Origin of the sequence: Pseudomonas siliginis, from assembly GCF_019145195.1 — a bacterium.
In the GTDB taxonomy this organism is placed as follows: Bacteria; Pseudomonadota; Gammaproteobacteria; order Pseudomonadales; family Pseudomonadaceae; genus Aquipseudomonas; species Aquipseudomonas siliginis.
On the sequence record NZ_JAHSTW010000001.1, the window covers coordinates 818,354 to 832,990 of the forward strand.

The window sequence follows — 14,637 nt, forward strand, 5'->3', positions numbered from 1 at the left end:
ATACCGCATTCGCGAGCAGGCTCGCTCCCACATTGGATCGGTGGTGTCTGTGATCACACCGTATGCAGATACCAGTTGTACTCAAGGTCAGAAATCGAGTTCTCGAACTCGGCCAGCTCGCTTTCCTTGCACGCGACGAACACGTCGATGTACATCGGGTCGATGTAGCGCGCCATGACTTCGCTGTCGTCGAGCTCGCGCAAGGCGTCGCGCAGGTTGTTCGGCAGGCTCTGCTCGTTCTGCTCGTAGCTGTTGCCTTCGACCGGGGCGCCGGGCTCGATCTGGTTGGTCAGGCCGTGGTGAATGCCGGCCAACACTGAAGCCATCAGCAGGTACGGGTTGGCATCGGCACCGGCGACACGGTGTTCGATGCGCACGGCATCCGCTGAACCGGTCGGCACGCGTACGGCCACGGTGCGGTTGTCGATGCCCCAGCTTGGCGAGTTCGGCACATAGAATTGCGCGCCAAAGCGGCGGTACGAGTTGACGTTCGGGCAGAGGAAGGCCATTTGCGCCGGCAGGGTCTCGAGCACACCGCCGATCGCGTGACGCAGTGCGGCGTTCTGCTCGGGATCCTCGCTGGCGAAGATGTTGTTGCCTTCTTTGTCCAGAATCGAAATGTGCACGTGCAGACCGTTGCCGGCCTGGCCCGGATACGGCTTGGCCATGAAAGTCGTGTCCATCTCGTGGTCGTAGGCAATGTTCTTCACCAGACGCTTGAGCAGGACCGCGTAATCGCAGGCCTTGATCGGGTCGGAGACGTGATGCAGGTTGACTTCGAACTGCGCCGGGGCGCTTTCCTTGACGATCGCATCAGCCGGGATGCCCTGCTCTTTCGCGCCTTCGAGGATGTCTTGCAGGCAGTCGACGTATTCGTCGAGGTCGTCGATCAGGTAAACCTGAGTCGACACCGGACGCTTGCCGGATACCGGTGAACGTGGCGATTGCGGACGGCCATTCACGTTGTCTTGGTCGATCAGGTAGAACTCGAGTTCAAACGCCGCGCAGATGGTCAGGCCGAGGTCGTCGAATTTGCGCACAACGTTGGCCAGCACTTCACGCGGGTCGGCGAAGAACGGCTGACCTTCGATCTCGTGCATGGTCATCAGCAGTTGAGCGGTCGGGCGTTTTTGCCACGGCTCGATGCTCAGGGTGCCGGGAATCGGGTAGCAGATGCGATCGGCATCGCCAATATCCAGGCCCAGACCGGTGCTTTCCACCGTCGAGCCGTTGATGTCCAGCGCGAACAGCGACGCCGGCAGGTTGATGCCTTTTTCGTACACCTTATGAAGACTGGTGCGTTCGATGCGCTTGCCGCGCACCACACCGTTCATATCCGCAATCAGAAGGTCGACGTACAAAACCTCAGGATATTTCTTAAGGAATGCGTTGGCTTCGTTGAGTTGAACGGTACGCAGAGGGACCGACATGATGCACCTATTTAGCTGTTAATTATTATGTTCACCACTGTGTTGCGCAGCCAGTCAATCCGAAAGGCAAAGTGAAGTCAATAGCGAACACCCTGCCCTGCAGCCTTTATTTTTCGGGCTTTTCTTAACACTCTCGTGCCATATCCGCCGGCAAACCCCGGTAAACCTGAGCGATTTGATGAATGGCGTTTAGAATTTTTTACATGGCAGTTGTTAATTAAAATCAACGAGGCTAAGCTCCGGAAAAGCTCGTTCAAGTGACAGACTTCGAGGTGAATAAAAATGGCACTCAAGCCATTGATCGGCGTTACTGCGTGCGTCAAACAGATTGGCCTGCACCCCTATCACATCAGCGGCGACAAGTACGTACGTGCTGTCAGCGTTGGCGCTCAAGGGTTGCCAGTGGTCATTCCTTCCCTCGGCAACCTGACTGAAATCGATGACCTGCTCGGTCAGCTCGACGGTCTGTTGCTCACCGGCTCCCCTTCGAACGTGGAGCCCTTCCACTATCAAGGCCCGGCCAGTGCACCCGGCACGGATCACGATCCGGCCCGTGACGCCACTACCCTTCCTTTATTGCGTGCAGCCATCGCGGCGGGCGTTCCGGTGCTCGGCATCTGCCGTGGTTTCCAGGAAATGAACGTGGCGTTCGGCGGCAGCCTGCATCAGAAGGTGCATGAGCTGCCCGGCATGCTCGACCACCGCGAAGCCGACAGCCCGGACGTGGCCGTGCAATACGCCCCGGCTCATGCGGTCAGCGTGATCGCTGGCGGCGTGTTCGAAGCGCTGGAGCTGCCCGACGAATTTCAGGTCAATTCGATTCACAGTCAGGGCATCGACCGCCTCGCTCCCGGCCTTCGTGCTGAAGCCATGGCACCGGATGGATTGATCGAGGCGATCTCGGTCGAGCACAGCCCGACTTTCGCCCTCGGCGTGCAATGGCACCCGGAATGGCAAGTGCTGGACAACCCGAACTACCTGAGGATTTTCCAGGCGTTCGGCGCAGCGTGCCGGCAACGGGCGGCGAAGCGCAGTCAGCGCTGACGCAATCCCAGACTCGATAACAATTTACTGCCCCCACGGCGGGCGGGTGTGCGTTTGCACATCCGCCCGTCGTGAACAGCAACACCCGTAATAACAACAAGTACGACCCAGGCAGCCAGGACGGCGGCGCCGAACAAGCCGGATCGGTACGGACAAAGGCCACTCAGGTCAACGCATATCCCCTGTGGGAGCGAGCCTGCTCGCGAAAGCGGTGTATCAGCAAACGATGATGTCGACTGACACTCCGTATTCGCGAGCAGGCTCGCTCCCACAGGTTCTGCGCCAGCTGACAGGCATTCCGGACCGCTCCGCAATCCACTTAAGCCCGGCCACATTGGCCAGGCACACGACACCTGTTGGGAGTTTCACATGGCAAACGCCTCCAGCACTTACCGCAAGGCACTCGAAGGTCAGCAGCAACCGAAAAAGGTGCTGGTGAAAGTCGATCGTGTCACCAAGAAGTTCGACGAAACCGTGGCCGTGGACGATGTGTCCCTGGAGATCCATCAGGGCGAGATTTTCGCGCTGCTGGGCGGTTCCGGTTCGGGCAAATCGACTCTGCTGCGCATGCTCGCCGGTTTCGAGCGGCCGACCGAGGGGCGGATTCTGCTCGATGGCGTGGACATCACCGACATGCCGCCGTACGAGCGGCCGATCAACATGATGTTCCAGTCCTACGCGCTGTTCCCGCACATGACCGTGGCGCAGAACATCGCCTTCGGCCTCAAACAGGACCGTTTGCCTGCCAGCGAAATCGATGCCCGCGTCGAAGAAATGCTGCGTCTGGTGCACATGACCCAATACGCCAAGCGCCGCCCGCACCAGTTGTCCGGCGGCCAGCGGCAGCGCGTGGCGCTCGCCCGCTCGTTGGCCAAACGGCCGAAACTGTTGCTGCTCGACGAGCCGATGGGTGCGCTGGATAAAAAGCTGCGTTCGCAGATGCAGCTTGAGCTGGTGGAAATCATCGAGCGCGTCGGCGTGACTTGCGTGATGGTCACCCACGACCAGGAAGAAGCCATGACCATGGCCCAGCGCATCGCGATCATGCACCTGGGCTGGATCGCGCAGATCGGCAGCCCGGTGGACATTTATGAAGCGCCGGTCAGCCGCATGGTCTGCGAATTCATCGGCAACGTGAACGCTTTCGACGGCACTGTGGTGGAAGATCTGGAAGGCCACGCGATCATTCACAGCCCGGACCTGCAACAGAAGATCTACGTCGGTCACGGCGTCAGCACGTCGGTGCAGGATAAGTCGATCACCTACGCCATCCGCCCGGAAAAAATGCTCGTCAGCACCACCCAACCGGAGTTCCGCTACAACTGGTCCGAAGGCAAGGTCCACGACATCGCTTACCTCGGCGGCCATTCGGTGTTCTACGTCGAGCTGCCCGGCGGCAAGATCGTCCAGTCGTTCATGGCCAATGCCGAACGCCGTGGCGCGCGGCCGACCTGGGACGACAAGGTCTACGTCTGGTGGGAAGACGACAGCGGCGTGGTGCTGCGCTCATGAGAACTTTCAATCAGCAATTCTTGCGCCTGGTGCCCAGCGGACGAAAACTGGTGATCGGCATTCCGTTCATCTGGCTGTTCCTGTTCTTCATGCTGCCGTTCTTTCTGGTGATGAAGATAAGCTTCTCGGAAGCCGCGCTGTCGATCCCGCCGTACTCGGAGATCTACACCTTCGCCGAACAGAAATTCCAGCTGCTGCTGGACATCGGCAACTACACCTTGCTCGGCGAAGACGAGCTGTACCTGTCGGCGTACCTCGGCTCGCTGAAAGTCGCGGCACTGAGCACGCTGATGTGCCTGGTGATCGGTTTCCCGATGGCCTACGCGATCACCAAGACCGGCAAGGAAACGCAAAACGTCCTGCTGCTGTTGATCATGATGCCGACCTGGACGGCGATCCTGATCCGCGTGTATGCGTGGATGGGCATCCTCAGCAACAACGGTCTGCTCAACGGGTTCCTGATGTGGACCGGACTCACCGATCACCCGATCGAGATCCTCAACACCAACACTGCGGTGTACATCGGCGTGGTCTATGCCTATCTGCCGTTCATGGTGCTGCCGCTCTACGCCAACCTCGTCAAGCACGACAACAGCCTGCTGGAAGCCGCGCAGGATCTGGGTTCGAGTAACTTCAACAACTTCTGGAAGATCACCGTGCCGCTGGCCAAGAACGGCATCATTGCCGGCTGCATGCTGGTGTTCATTCCGGTGGTCGGCGAGTTCGTGATTCCAGAACTGCTGGGTGGCCCGGAGACGCTGATGATCGGTCGCGTGCTGTGGCAGGAGTTCTTCAATAACCGCGACTGGCCGGTGGCTTCTGCGCTGGCGGTGGTGATGCTGTTGATCCTGATTGTGCCGATTCTGCTGTTCAACCGCAGCCAGGCCAAAGAGATGGAGGCACGGGGATGAAACGCTTCAACTTTTCCAAGTTCATGCTGATCTTCGGCTTGATGTTCATTTATCTGCCGATGCTGATTCTGGTGATCTACTCGTTCAACGCCTCGAAACTGGTGACGGTGTGGGGTGGCTGGTCGATCAAGTGGTATGTCGGCCTGCTCGACAACACGCAACTGATGGGCTCGGTGCTGCGCTCGCTGGAGATCGCCTGCTACACCGCGATTGCCGCTGTGGCACTGGGTACGCTGGCGGCGTTCGTGCTGACGCGGGTGACGCGCTTCAAGGGTCGCACGCTGTTTGGTGGCCTGGTGACCGCGCCGTTGGTGATGCCGGAAGTGATCACCGGTCTGTCGCTGTTGCTGCTGTTCGTGGCGATGGCGCAGCTGATCGGCTGGCCGCAGGAGCGCGGCATCGTCACCATCTGGATCGCCCACACCACCTTTTGTGCCGCTTATGTGGCGGTGGTAGTCTCCGCGCGCCTTCGCGAGCTGGATCTGTCGATCGAAGAAGCGGCGATGGACCTCGGGGCCAAACCATTCAAAGTGTTTTTCCTCATCACCATTCCCATGATCGCGCCGTCGCTGGCCGCCGGCGGGATGATGTCGTTTGCCTTGTCGCTGGATGATCTGGTGCTGGCGAGTTTTGTCTCCGGGCCGGGCTCGACGACGCTGCCGATGGAGGTGTTCTCGGCGGTGCGCCTGGGCGTGAAGCCTGAGATAAACGCCGTGGCCAGCCTGATTCTGCTGGCAGTGTCGCTGGTGACTTTCCTGGTCTGGTATTTCGGCCGCAAGGCAGAGGCCAACCGCAAACGGGCGATTCAGGAAGCGATGGATCAGACGGCGAATGAGTCGTGGCAACAGCCGGCAGCGGCGACTGCCTGAGCAACACCGATGAACAACTGTGGCGAGGGGATTTATCCCCGTTGGGCTGCGAAGCGGCCCCTGCAGTTCTACCTGAAGACTCCGTATTCAGGTTTTGCGACTGCTTCGCAGCCGAACGCGGATAAATCCCCTCGCCACAAGGTTCAAGTGCACCGAGCTTTTGTTTTGTTGAATAAGAAGAAGGGAGTTGTACCGATGAAAATGTTTGGCAGGACTCTGCTGACACTGTCCTTAATGGGCGCGATGGTCATGGGCGCCCAGGCCAACGACAAGGTGCTGCGTGTTTACAACTGGTCCGATTACATCGCGCCGGATACCGTGAAAAAGTTCGAAGACGAGACCGGCATTCGCGTGACCTACGACGTCTTCGACAGCAACGAAACCCTGGAAGCGCGCCTGCTCGCGGGCAAATCCGGCTATGACATCGTCGTGCCGTCGAACAGTTTTCTGGCCAAGCAGATCAAAGCCGGCGTCTACCAGACGCTGGACAAGTCGAAGCTGCCGAACTGGAAGAATCTCAACCCAGTATTGCTGAAAAACGCCTCCGCCAGTGATCCGGACAACGCGCATGCGTTCCCGTACATGTGGGGCTCGATCGGCATCGGTTTCAACCCGGCGAAGGTCAAGGAAGTACTCGGCGCCAACGCCCCGACCAACTCCTGGGACTTGCTGTTCAAACCGGAGAACGCGGAAAAGCTCAAAGCCTGTGGCATCAGTTTCCTCGATTCGCCGACCGAAATGCTCCCGGCCGCCCTGCACTACCTGGGCTATCCGGTGAACGACAAGGACAAGGCGCACATTGCCGAGGCCGAAGCTTTGTTCATGAAAATCCGCCCTTACGTGGCGTATTTCCATTCCTCGAAGTACATCTCCGATCTGGCCAACGGCAACATCTGCGTGGCGGTCGGTTACTCCGGCGACGTCCTGCAGGCCAAGGCCCGCGCAGTGGAATCGGGCAACAAGGTGGTGATCGACTACAGCATTCCCAAGGAAGGCGCCGGCAGTTTCTACGACATGGTCGCCATCCCCCGTGATGCGGCGAACGTCGACAATGCCTACCTGTTCATGGACTTCCTGATGCGCCCGGACATCATCGCCGAAGTCACCAACAGCATCGGCTACAGCAACGCCAACGCAGCGGCCACGCCACTGGTGGACGAAGCGATCCGCAACGAACCGGGTTCGTATCCGTCGCAAGTGGTGATGGCGACGTTGTATGCAGTGCCGGATCAGCCAATTGCCACGCAGCGGATCATGACGCGCGGCTGGACCCGGGTGAAGCTGGGTAAATAAAAACAGCGATGATCAAAATGTGGGAGCGAGCCTGCTCGCGAAGGCGCCGTGTCAGGCGATTGAGACGCCGGATGTGCCGACGCTTTCGCGAGCAGGCTCGCTCCCACAATGAAGCAATGCAGTGCTGAAAATTTTCCGTTCACGCAGCGCCTTACCACCGCTGCACCCTGCTCTGAACGGCCTCACCCGGCTCCCTCGGCTCGGGTGAATTTGCAGGCGCCTTCGGGCGCCTTTTTTTGTCCGTTCAGATCAGCGGCCAGTCCTGCACAACCCGATAGCGACCCTTGTGCGATTCGAACAGAGCGAAGCGTTCAGCGCGCAGAAAGAACTCCGGCGGCGTGCGCGCTTCCGGCTCCGGCGCGCGGTACTCGCGGGCCAGCGTCAGGTGCGGGCGGAACTCGTGGGTGGGCTCGTCAAAACCGAACGGCAGCATCGCCTGCTCCAGCGCGTAGACCAGGCGCAACAACGCGGGCGGCGCCTGTTCCGGTGCCAGCGATAGCACACCGGCGCGATGCCAGACCTGCAAACGATCCAGCGCAATGCGCAACGTTTCGCCGGGAATACGCACACTGCCCGCTGCTTCACAGACGCCATGAATCTGCGCCAGCGGCACCGCACCGAGGAACAGCAGAGTCAGATGAAAGTTATCCGCCGGCACCGGTTTGCCGCTGCGCAGGCCCAGCTCCGCGCGCCACTGGGCGATTGCCTTGCGCTGCGCCGGTGGGCAGTCCAAAGCGAAAAACAGCCGTTTCGACGGTTCATCCCTGCGCACTTCATCCATCATCGCCCTGCCCCCCATATCGTCATGATCGCGCCGATTCTACACAGCCTGTGCAGACGACTCGCGACAGGAAGCTATAGTTCAAGGATTGCCATCAACCGGAGGCTGCCATGCGCGAGATCCTCAGCAAAGAACCCTGGTGGGCCCGGCCACCGCATCCCGGACAGGACGAAAGCGAACTGGAATGGGGCTGGCTGGTGCATTACAGCGAAGGCGAACCGCGCTTCGAATTCGTCCGCCAACGGCCCAGTGACGAGCAGATTCGCAACCGCAAAAGTTGCCGGGTCACCCCCTCGCCCGAATGAATAGAGCCCGTGCATTGATCAGTGGGGTTGGGTGTCGCCGGCGGCGGTGTCGATGCTGACAACCACTGACATCCCCGGCCGCAAGCGTTCTGCTTCCTGCTGATCGGGATCGATGGTGATGCGCACCGGCACGCGCTGGGCGATCTTGACGAAGTTGCCGGTGGCGTTGTCGGCCTGCAGCAAGGCAAATTCCGAGCCGGTGCCCGGCGAAATATGCTGCACATGGCCGGTGAATCTGCGGTGGTTCAAGGCGTCGACGGTGAAGCGTACCGGTTGCCCGACCCGCACGTTGGCCATTTGGGTTTCCTTCATGTTGGCGATCACCCACTTCTGGTCCGGGACCAACGCCATCAGCTGCGCGCCGGAGTTGACGTAGGCCCCCAAGCGCACGCCGATCTGCCCGAGCTGACCGTCGCGCGGGGCGACAATTCGCGTGTTCGACAGATCGATCCGCGCCAGTTGCACCGCCGCTTCGGCACTGGCCACGGCGGCCTCCAGCGAGCCGCGATTGACGATCACCGTTTGCAGATCCTGCCGGGCGATTTCCAGATTGGCCTTGGCCTGCGCCACAGAAGCCGTGCTTTGCGCGTTGGCAGCGAGGGTCACGTCAAATTCGCGTTTGGACACCGAGCCGTCGCGCACCAGCTCCTGATTACGCCGCAGATCCGCCTCGCTCTTGCGCAACTGCGCCTGGCTGTCGGCGAGCACCGCCTGGCGCAATTTGATCGTTGCCTCGGCGCTGTTGCGCTGTTGCACGACGTTGGCCAGTCCAGCCTTCTGCACCGCCAGTTGTGCCAGGGACTGGTCGAGGCGTTGCTGATAAATGCGGTCGTCCAGACGCACCAGCAGATCCCCGGCCTTGACGTACTGGAAGTCCTGCACCGGCACTTCGAACACATAGCCGCTGAGCTGCGGGCCGATGATCGTCACCTGCCCGCGAATCAAGGCGTTTTCGGTGGTTTCGACCGCACTGCTGAACGGCGGCAGTTGCCAGGCATACAACACGATCAACACGCCGACAATGGCGATTGCGGCAAAGCCCAGCGAAGAAATGATCCGCACCCGCAGCGAACGCGGCGCAGTGTTGGGTGATGACGGCGGCGCCTCCCCTTCAGGTGTGGCGGCGATGGCGTTGGTGGTTGTGGTGGTCGGTTCGGTCATGAAGAAGTGGCACCGCTGGGTGGTACGGAAGGTGTCGGTTCAATGGCTTTGGTGGTGCTCATCAGCCACAACGCGCGAATCGAAAGCCAGATCATGGTCAGGACGGCAATGACCGCGATCAGCATGAAGACATCGTTATAGGCCAGCACGTTCGCTTCGCGTGTCGCCGCATTGGCGAGGCTGCGAATGCCGGCCAGATTGCGCAGGCTCGGGTCGGCGAGCAAACCGCCGAACGCCGAGCCGCCGCTCTGCACTCGCGCAGCCACCAAAGGATCGGACATCACCAGATGATCGACGATGTGGCTGGAATGGTACTTCTCCCGCACGATCTGAAAAGTGCCAAGCAACGCCGCGCCGAGCAGTCCGCCGAGGTTATTGCAGATCCCGAACAGCACGGAAAAGCTCACCAGGTTGCGCGGATTGGTCAGCACGTTACGCGTGCCGAAGACCATGGTCGGGCCGAGAAAAAACGTGCTGCCGAACGCCAGCAGGAACTGACTGAAATACATGTTTTCGGGGCGGGTCAGGTTGTTCGAGAAGCTGTCCATCACCGAACCGGTGGCCATCAGCGCCAAGGAAATGATCAACGGCATCAGCAAATGTTTGGGGTCGATGGTCAGCGCGCTGGTGGCAAGGCCGGCGATGCTGCCGATCAACATCACCACGTACAGACTGTGCAACTGCTCATAGCCCATGTTGAGGTTCTGCATGAAACCGACCGCGCCGGTGGATTGCTCCGAGGTGACCATGCGGATCAGAGTCACCGCCAGCGCCAGGCGGATCATCGTTCCGCTGCCCAGCCAACGTGTCATCAACATCGGGTTGCTGCGGTTGTGCTCAATAGCCAGGCCCATGATGATCAGCGCGATCGAACAGGCCAGCGCCACGCCGATCCAGTCTGCCTCCAGCCACCAGTCGATCCGCCCCAGCGACAACACCGCGCACAACAACGCTACACCAGTGGCGAGGATGGCGAAGGTGAGGAAATCGAGTTTTTCAAAGGTTTTGAAGCGGTCACCGGGCGGCAGCTTCAGCAGCAACACACAGCCCAATGACAGCAGGGCCATGCCCAATTCGAACAGGTACAGACCGCGCCATTCGGCGATCTGCAACAGGTCTTCGGAAAACAGCCGCGCCAGCGGTAACGCCAATTGCGACGTGCCGAGGCCGAGCACCAGCGCTTTGAGCCGCCACTTCGCCGGGAACGCCTGCACCATGTAATACAGACCCAGCGAGCTCAGCGCCGCACCGACCATGCCGTGCGCCGCTCGCACCGCCACTGCCGAGTTGAGATCGTTGACGAACAAATGGCCGAAGGTCACCAGTGCATACAGCACCAGAAACACTTCGGTGAACGCGCGCAAGCCGAACTGCTGGCGAAACTTCACCAGCAGCAGGTTCATCGACACGTTGGTCATCACATAGGCCGCGGGCAGCCAGGCCATCTCCGCCGTGGTCGCGCCGAGCGAGCCTTGCAGGTAAGGCAGGTTGGCAACCACCAGCGAGTTGCCCAGCCCACCGGTCACCGCCACCAGCACGCCAACCGCCGCGTACGCCAGGCGCTTGGGCGTGGAGTGCAGAGGTGTCGACGGAGAACCGGGCAGGCTGGGCTTTTCGTGGGGTTGCCAGTTGCGCGGGGCGTATTTATCCATGAATCGGCCTGGTGCTGGGGGTGGAGGAAGTTTGCCGCAATTTGACGGGCAATACACGACTCGACAGACACCAAGGAACCCTGTGGGAGCGAGCCTGCTCGCGAAAGCGCTGTGTCAGTCGACAACTTCATTGATTGAAAGTCCGCATTCGCGAGCAGGCTCGCTCCCACATGGGTTCGGCGTCGAATGGGAGGTCATCGTATAACTTCCAGTTGACAATCCCCGAAAATCTGGGAAATATCCGAATCGATGTTGTACGACGACGTATGACAAATAATAAAAACAACAAACGATCCAGGGAGCGTCACAGTGAGCCCACTCGCCCGCAATTCCGTCCGCCCTTCACGTTTTGCCCATTTCAAACCGCGTTCGACCCTCAGCCTGATCGGTTGCAGCAGCCTCGCTCTGGCCTTGCCGATGAGCGCCGATGCCGAGGGCTTTCTCGACGACAGCAAAGCCACGCTGAACCTGCGCAACGCCTACTTCAACCGCAACTTCGTCAACCCGGCCTATCCGCAGGGCAAGGCCGAAGAGTGGACGCAGAGCTTCATTCTCGACGCCAAATCCGGCTTCACCCAAGGTACCGTCGGCTTCGGCCTCGATGTGCTCGGGCTGTATTCGCAAAAGCTCGATGGCGGCAAAGGCACTGGCGGTACGCAGTTGTTGCCGATTCATGATGACGGTCGCCCGGCCGACAATTTCGGTCGCCTCGGCGTGGCGCTGAAAGCCAAAGTCTCGAAGACCGAATTGAAGGTCGGCGAATGGATGCCGGTATTGCCGATCCTGCGCTCCGACGACGGCCGCTCCCTGCCGCAGACCTTTCGCGGCGGGCAGATCACGTCCACCGAGATCAACGGCCTGACCGTCTACGGCGGCCAGTTCCGTGGCAACAGCCCGCGCAACGACGCGAGCATGGAAGACATGTCGATGAACGGCCGCGGTGCATTCACCTCCGATCGTTTCAACTTCGGCGGCGGCGAATACACCTTTAACGAAAAACGCACCATGGTCGGCGTGTGGTACGCCGAGCTCACCGACATCTACCAGCAGCAGTATTTCAACCTCAGCCACAGTCAGCCGATGGGCGACTGGACGCTGGGCGCCAACCTCGGTTTCTTCACCGGCAAGGAAGACGGCAGCGCTCAGGCCGGCGACCTCGACAACAAGACCGCGTTCGCCCTGCTCTCGGCCAAGTACGGTGGCAACACCTTCTACGTCGGCCTGCAGAAACTCACCGGCGACGATGCCTGGATGCGCGTCAACGGCACCAGCGGCGGAACCCTGGCCAACGACAGTTACAACGCCAGTTATGACAACGCCAAAGAGCGCTCCTGGCAGGTGCGTCACGACTACAACTTCGTTGCGCTGGGCGTGCCTGGCCTGACCCTGATGAACCGCTACATCAGCGGCGATAACGTGCACACCGCCACCACCAATGACGGCAAGGAATGGGGCCGCGAATCGGAACTGGCCTACACCGTGCAGAGCGGCCCGCTGAAGAACCTCAACGTGAAATGGCGCAACGCGACCATTCGCCGGGACTTCAGCACCAACGAATTTGACGAGAACCGGATTTTTATCAGCTATCCGATTTCGTTGTTGTAACGGTTGGCGGTTTACCCTGCGGGAGCGAGTCTGCTCGCGAAAGCGCCGGACCAGTCGATTTGTTCTGACTGGCACACCGCATTCGCGAGCAGGCTCGCTCCCACAAGGGGATTGCATTGCAAGGCAGGTATCGGGTCTTGAGAAAATGAATCGCCCCTTCCGTCATCTACACCAAAAGTCGCGTTGACAAGATCCGGAAACCCTACCGATACTTCAGCGCAGTCATACGACAACCTACAACAAACCTAATAACAATGTGTTCAGGGATTGCCATGACGTCTACTTCTACCCCCCGCGCTCCTTTCAACCGCCTGCTGCTGACCGGTGCCGCCGGCGGCTTGGGCAAAGTGTTGCGCGAACGCCTGCGCCCTTACGCCAATGTGCTGCGCCTGTCCGACATCGCCGCCCTCGCCCCGGCCGTCGATGAACACGAAGAAGTCGTGCTCTGCGACCTCGCCGACAAGCAAGCCGTGCATCAACTGGTCGAAGGGGTCGATGCGATCCTGCATTTCGGCGGCGTCTCGGTCGAGCGCCCGTTCGAAGAAATCCTCGGCGCCAACATCTGTGGCGTGTTCCACATTTACGAAGCGGCACGCAAGCACGGTGTGAAGCGGGTGATCTTCGCCAGTTCCAACCACGTCATCGGTTTCTACAAACAGGACCAACAGCTCGACGCCACTTCGGCGCGTCGTCCCGATGGTTACTACGGCTTGTCCAAGTCCTACGGCGAAGACATGGCCAGTTTCTACTTCGATCGCTACGGCATCGAAACCGTCAGCATCCGCATCGGCTCCTCGTTCCCCGAACCGCAGAACCGCCGGATGATGCACACCTGGCTGAGCTTCGACGATCTCACGCAACTGCTCGAACGCTCGCTGTACACCCCAAATGTCGGCCACACAGTGGTCTACGGCATGTCCGCCAACAAAGACGTCTGGTGGGACAACCGCTACGCCAGCCACCTCGGTTTCGAAGCCAAGGACACCTCGGAAGTGTTCCGCGACAAGGTCGAAGCGCAACCGATGCCAGCCGACGATGATCCGGCGCGGATCTATCAGGGCGGCGCTTTCGTCGCAGCAGGCCCGTTCGGCGACTGACCGTTCGACTTGATCCCCTCCAATAAAAACCATGGGAATGAGTATGCAAGCCGAATTGATCGTCGACGCCCGCAACGCGGTCGGTGAAAGCCCGGTCTGGGTGCCGCAGGAAAACGCTCTGTACTGGGTCGATATTCCCAACGGCGGGCTGCAACGCTGGAGCGCTGACACTGGCCATGTTGCCTCGTGGAAGGCCCCGCAAATGCTCGCCTGCATCACCCGCCACCGCAGTGGCGGCTGGGTCGCTGGCATGGAAAGCGGCTTCTTTCGCCTGCACCCGCACAGCGACGGCAGCCTCGACAGCGAATTGCTCGCCACCGTCGAGCACAGCCGCGCGGACATGCGCCTCAACGACGGTCGCTGCGATCGCCAAGGGCGTTTCTGGGCCGGCAGCATGGTGCTGAATATGGGCCTGAACGCGCCTGAAGGCCGGCTCTATCGCTACGGCGCCGGGCAGACTGGCGTGATCGAAGCGCAACTGGATGGCTTCATCGTACCCAACGGCCTCGCTTTCAGCCCTGACGGCAAAACCATGTACCTCTCGGATTCGCACCCCAACGTGCAACTGATCTGGGCCTTCGATTACGACACCGAGACCGGCACGCCATCGAATCGCCGAATCTTCGTCGACATGAACCATTTCCCCGGCCGCCCCGATGGAGCTGCCGTGGACGCCGAAGGCTGCTACTGGATCTGCGCCAACGACGCCGGCCTGATCCACCGCTTTGCCCCGGATGGCCGACTGGATTTCTCGCTGGAAGTACCGGTGAAGAAACCGACCATGTGCGCCTTCGGCGGCAGCAACCTGGACACCTTGTTTGTCGCCTCGATTCGCCCCGGCGATGACCACGACCCGCAATCCCTGGCCGGCGGCGTGTTCGCCCTGAAGCCAGGCGTCAAGGGCCTCGCCGAACCGCAATTCAACGATTTGCTTTAAACCCTCTGCTGCACCGCTGCGCCTTGAACACAAAAATAAC

13 protein-coding genes are annotated in these 14,637 nt (G+C 60.3%); 9 read left to right on the forward strand and 4 right to left on the reverse strand.

What is annotated here, in order from left to right:
- Positions 1-53: 53 nt before the first annotated feature.
- Complete coding sequence (locus tag KVG87_RS03525) at positions 54-1,430, reverse strand: glutamine synthetase family protein (RefSeq protein ID WP_007918694.1); 1,377 nt, start codon at positions 1,428-1,430, stop codon at positions 54-56.
- Positions 1,431-1,712: 282 nt separating this feature from the next.
- On the opposite strand from KVG87_RS03525, the gene KVG87_RS03530 reads away from it, so the two are divergent.
- The 5 genes from KVG87_RS03530 (at position 1,713) to KVG87_RS03550 (ending at position 7,059) form a co-directional block, all read left to right on the forward strand.
- Complete coding sequence (locus tag KVG87_RS03530) at positions 1,713-2,474, forward strand: gamma-glutamyl-gamma-aminobutyrate hydrolase family protein (protein WP_217849281.1); 762 nt, start codon at positions 1,713-1,715, stop codon at positions 2,472-2,474.
- Between the two features lie 369 nt (positions 2,475-2,843).
- Positions 2,844-3,986 (forward strand): polyamine ABC transporter ATP-binding protein, encoded by a 1,143-nt coding sequence (potA, locus tag KVG87_RS03535; protein ID WP_024013333.1) that lies wholly within the window; start codon positions 2,844-2,846, stop codon positions 3,984-3,986.
- Positions 3,983-4,897: an ABC transporter permease subunit gene (locus KVG87_RS03540; RefSeq protein WP_217849283.1), complete on the forward strand. Its 915-nt coding sequence runs from the start codon at positions 3,983-3,985 to the stop codon at positions 4,895-4,897. The genes potA and KVG87_RS03540 overlap by 4 nt, the downstream gene beginning before the upstream one ends.
- On the forward strand, positions 4,894-5,766 hold the full coding sequence (locus KVG87_RS03545; RefSeq protein WP_016775182.1) for an ABC transporter permease subunit: 873 nt from the start codon (positions 4,894-4,896) through the stop codon (positions 5,764-5,766). The genes KVG87_RS03540 and KVG87_RS03545 overlap by 4 nt, the downstream gene beginning before the upstream one ends.
- 195 nt (positions 5,767-5,961) lie before the next feature.
- Positions 5,962-7,059, forward strand: a complete 1,098-nt coding sequence (locus tag KVG87_RS03550; RefSeq protein WP_217849285.1) for a polyamine ABC transporter substrate-binding protein — start codon at positions 5,962-5,964, stop codon at positions 7,057-7,059.
- A gap of 244 nt (positions 7,060-7,303) precedes the next feature.
- Here KVG87_RS03550 and thpR read toward each other — a convergent pair whose 3' ends face one another.
- Positions 7,304-7,843, reverse strand: a complete 540-nt coding sequence (thpR, locus tag KVG87_RS03555) for an RNA 2',3'-cyclic phosphodiesterase (RefSeq protein WP_130911367.1) — start codon at positions 7,841-7,843, stop codon at positions 7,304-7,306.
- A gap of 107 nt (positions 7,844-7,950) precedes the next feature.
- Between thpR and KVG87_RS03560 the strand changes: the two genes are divergently transcribed.
- Positions 7,951-8,145 carry a hypothetical protein gene (locus KVG87_RS03560; RefSeq protein ID WP_217849287.1) on the forward strand — a complete coding sequence of 65 codons (195 nt, stop codon included), beginning with the start codon at positions 7,951-7,953 and terminating at the stop codon, positions 8,143-8,145.
- A gap of 18 nt (positions 8,146-8,163) precedes the next feature.
- Here the strand turns inward: KVG87_RS03560 and KVG87_RS03565 are convergent, their stop codons facing one another.
- Together KVG87_RS03565 and KVG87_RS03570 are read right to left on the reverse strand one after the other, a co-directional pair.
- Complete coding sequence (locus KVG87_RS03565; protein WP_122612196.1) at positions 8,164-9,306, reverse strand: HlyD family secretion protein; 1,143 nt, start codon at positions 9,304-9,306, stop codon at positions 8,164-8,166.
- Complete coding sequence (locus tag KVG87_RS03570) at positions 9,303-10,958, reverse strand: MFS transporter (protein ID WP_071172840.1); 1,656 nt, start codon at positions 10,956-10,958, stop codon at positions 9,303-9,305. Before KVG87_RS03570 ends, KVG87_RS03565 begins: the two co-directional genes overlap by 4 nt.
- Positions 10,959-11,267: 309 nt before the next feature.
- Between KVG87_RS03570 and KVG87_RS03575 the strand changes: the two genes are divergently transcribed.
- The 3 genes from KVG87_RS03575 (at position 11,268) to KVG87_RS03585 (ending at position 14,597) form a co-directional block, all read left to right on the forward strand.
- On the forward strand, positions 11,268-12,563 hold the full coding sequence (locus tag KVG87_RS03575; protein WP_130899229.1) for an OprD family porin: 1,296 nt from the start codon (positions 11,268-11,270) through the stop codon (positions 12,561-12,563).
- Positions 12,564-12,835: 272 nt separating this feature from the next.
- Complete coding sequence (locus tag KVG87_RS03580; RefSeq protein ID WP_122612194.1) at positions 12,836-13,660, forward strand: NAD-dependent epimerase/dehydratase family protein; 825 nt, start codon at positions 12,836-12,838, stop codon at positions 13,658-13,660.
- Between the two features lie 43 nt (positions 13,661-13,703).
- Complete coding sequence (locus KVG87_RS03585) at positions 13,704-14,597, forward strand: SMP-30/gluconolactonase/LRE family protein (RefSeq protein WP_217849289.1); 894 nt, start codon at positions 13,704-13,706, stop codon at positions 14,595-14,597.
- Positions 14,598-14,637 lie beyond the last annotated feature (40 nt).

Excerpts from the sequence above, each read along its gene's own strand:
- KVG87_RS03525 (WP_007918694.1), bottom strand. The coding sequence starts at position 1,430 with ATGTCGGTCCCTCTGCGTACCGTTCAACTCAACGAAGCCAACGCATTC.
- KVG87_RS03530 (WP_217849281.1), top strand. The coding sequence starts at position 1,713 with ATGGCACTCAAGCCATTGATCGGCGTTACTGCGTGCGTCAAACAGATT.
- potA (WP_024013333.1), top strand. The coding sequence starts at position 2,844 with ATGGCAAACGCCTCCAGCACTTACCGCAAGGCACTCGAAGGTCAGCAG.
- KVG87_RS03540 (WP_217849283.1), top strand. The coding sequence starts at position 3,983 with ATGAGAACTTTCAATCAGCAATTCTTGCGCCTGGTGCCCAGCGGACGA.
- KVG87_RS03545 (WP_016775182.1), top strand. The coding sequence starts at position 4,894 with ATGAAACGCTTCAACTTTTCCAAGTTCATGCTGATCTTCGGCTTGATG.
- KVG87_RS03550 (WP_217849285.1), top strand. The coding sequence starts at position 5,962 with ATGAAAATGTTTGGCAGGACTCTGCTGACACTGTCCTTAATGGGCGCG.
- thpR (WP_130911367.1), bottom strand. The coding sequence starts at position 7,843 with ATGATGGATGAAGTGCGCAGGGATGAACCGTCGAAACGGCTGTTTTTC.
- KVG87_RS03560 (WP_217849287.1), top strand. The coding sequence starts at position 7,951 with ATGCGCGAGATCCTCAGCAAAGAACCCTGGTGGGCCCGGCCACCGCAT.
- KVG87_RS03565 (WP_122612196.1), bottom strand. The coding sequence starts at position 9,306 with ATGACCGAACCGACCACCACAACCACCAACGCCATCGCCGCCACACCT.
- KVG87_RS03570 (WP_071172840.1), bottom strand. The coding sequence starts at position 10,958 with ATGGATAAATACGCCCCGCGCAACTGGCAACCCCACGAAAAGCCCAGC.
- KVG87_RS03580 (WP_122612194.1), top strand. The coding sequence starts at position 12,836 with ATGACGTCTACTTCTACCCCCCGCGCTCCTTTCAACCGCCTGCTGCTG.
- KVG87_RS03585 (WP_217849289.1), top strand. The coding sequence starts at position 13,704 with ATGCAAGCCGAATTGATCGTCGACGCCCGCAACGCGGTCGGTGAAAGC.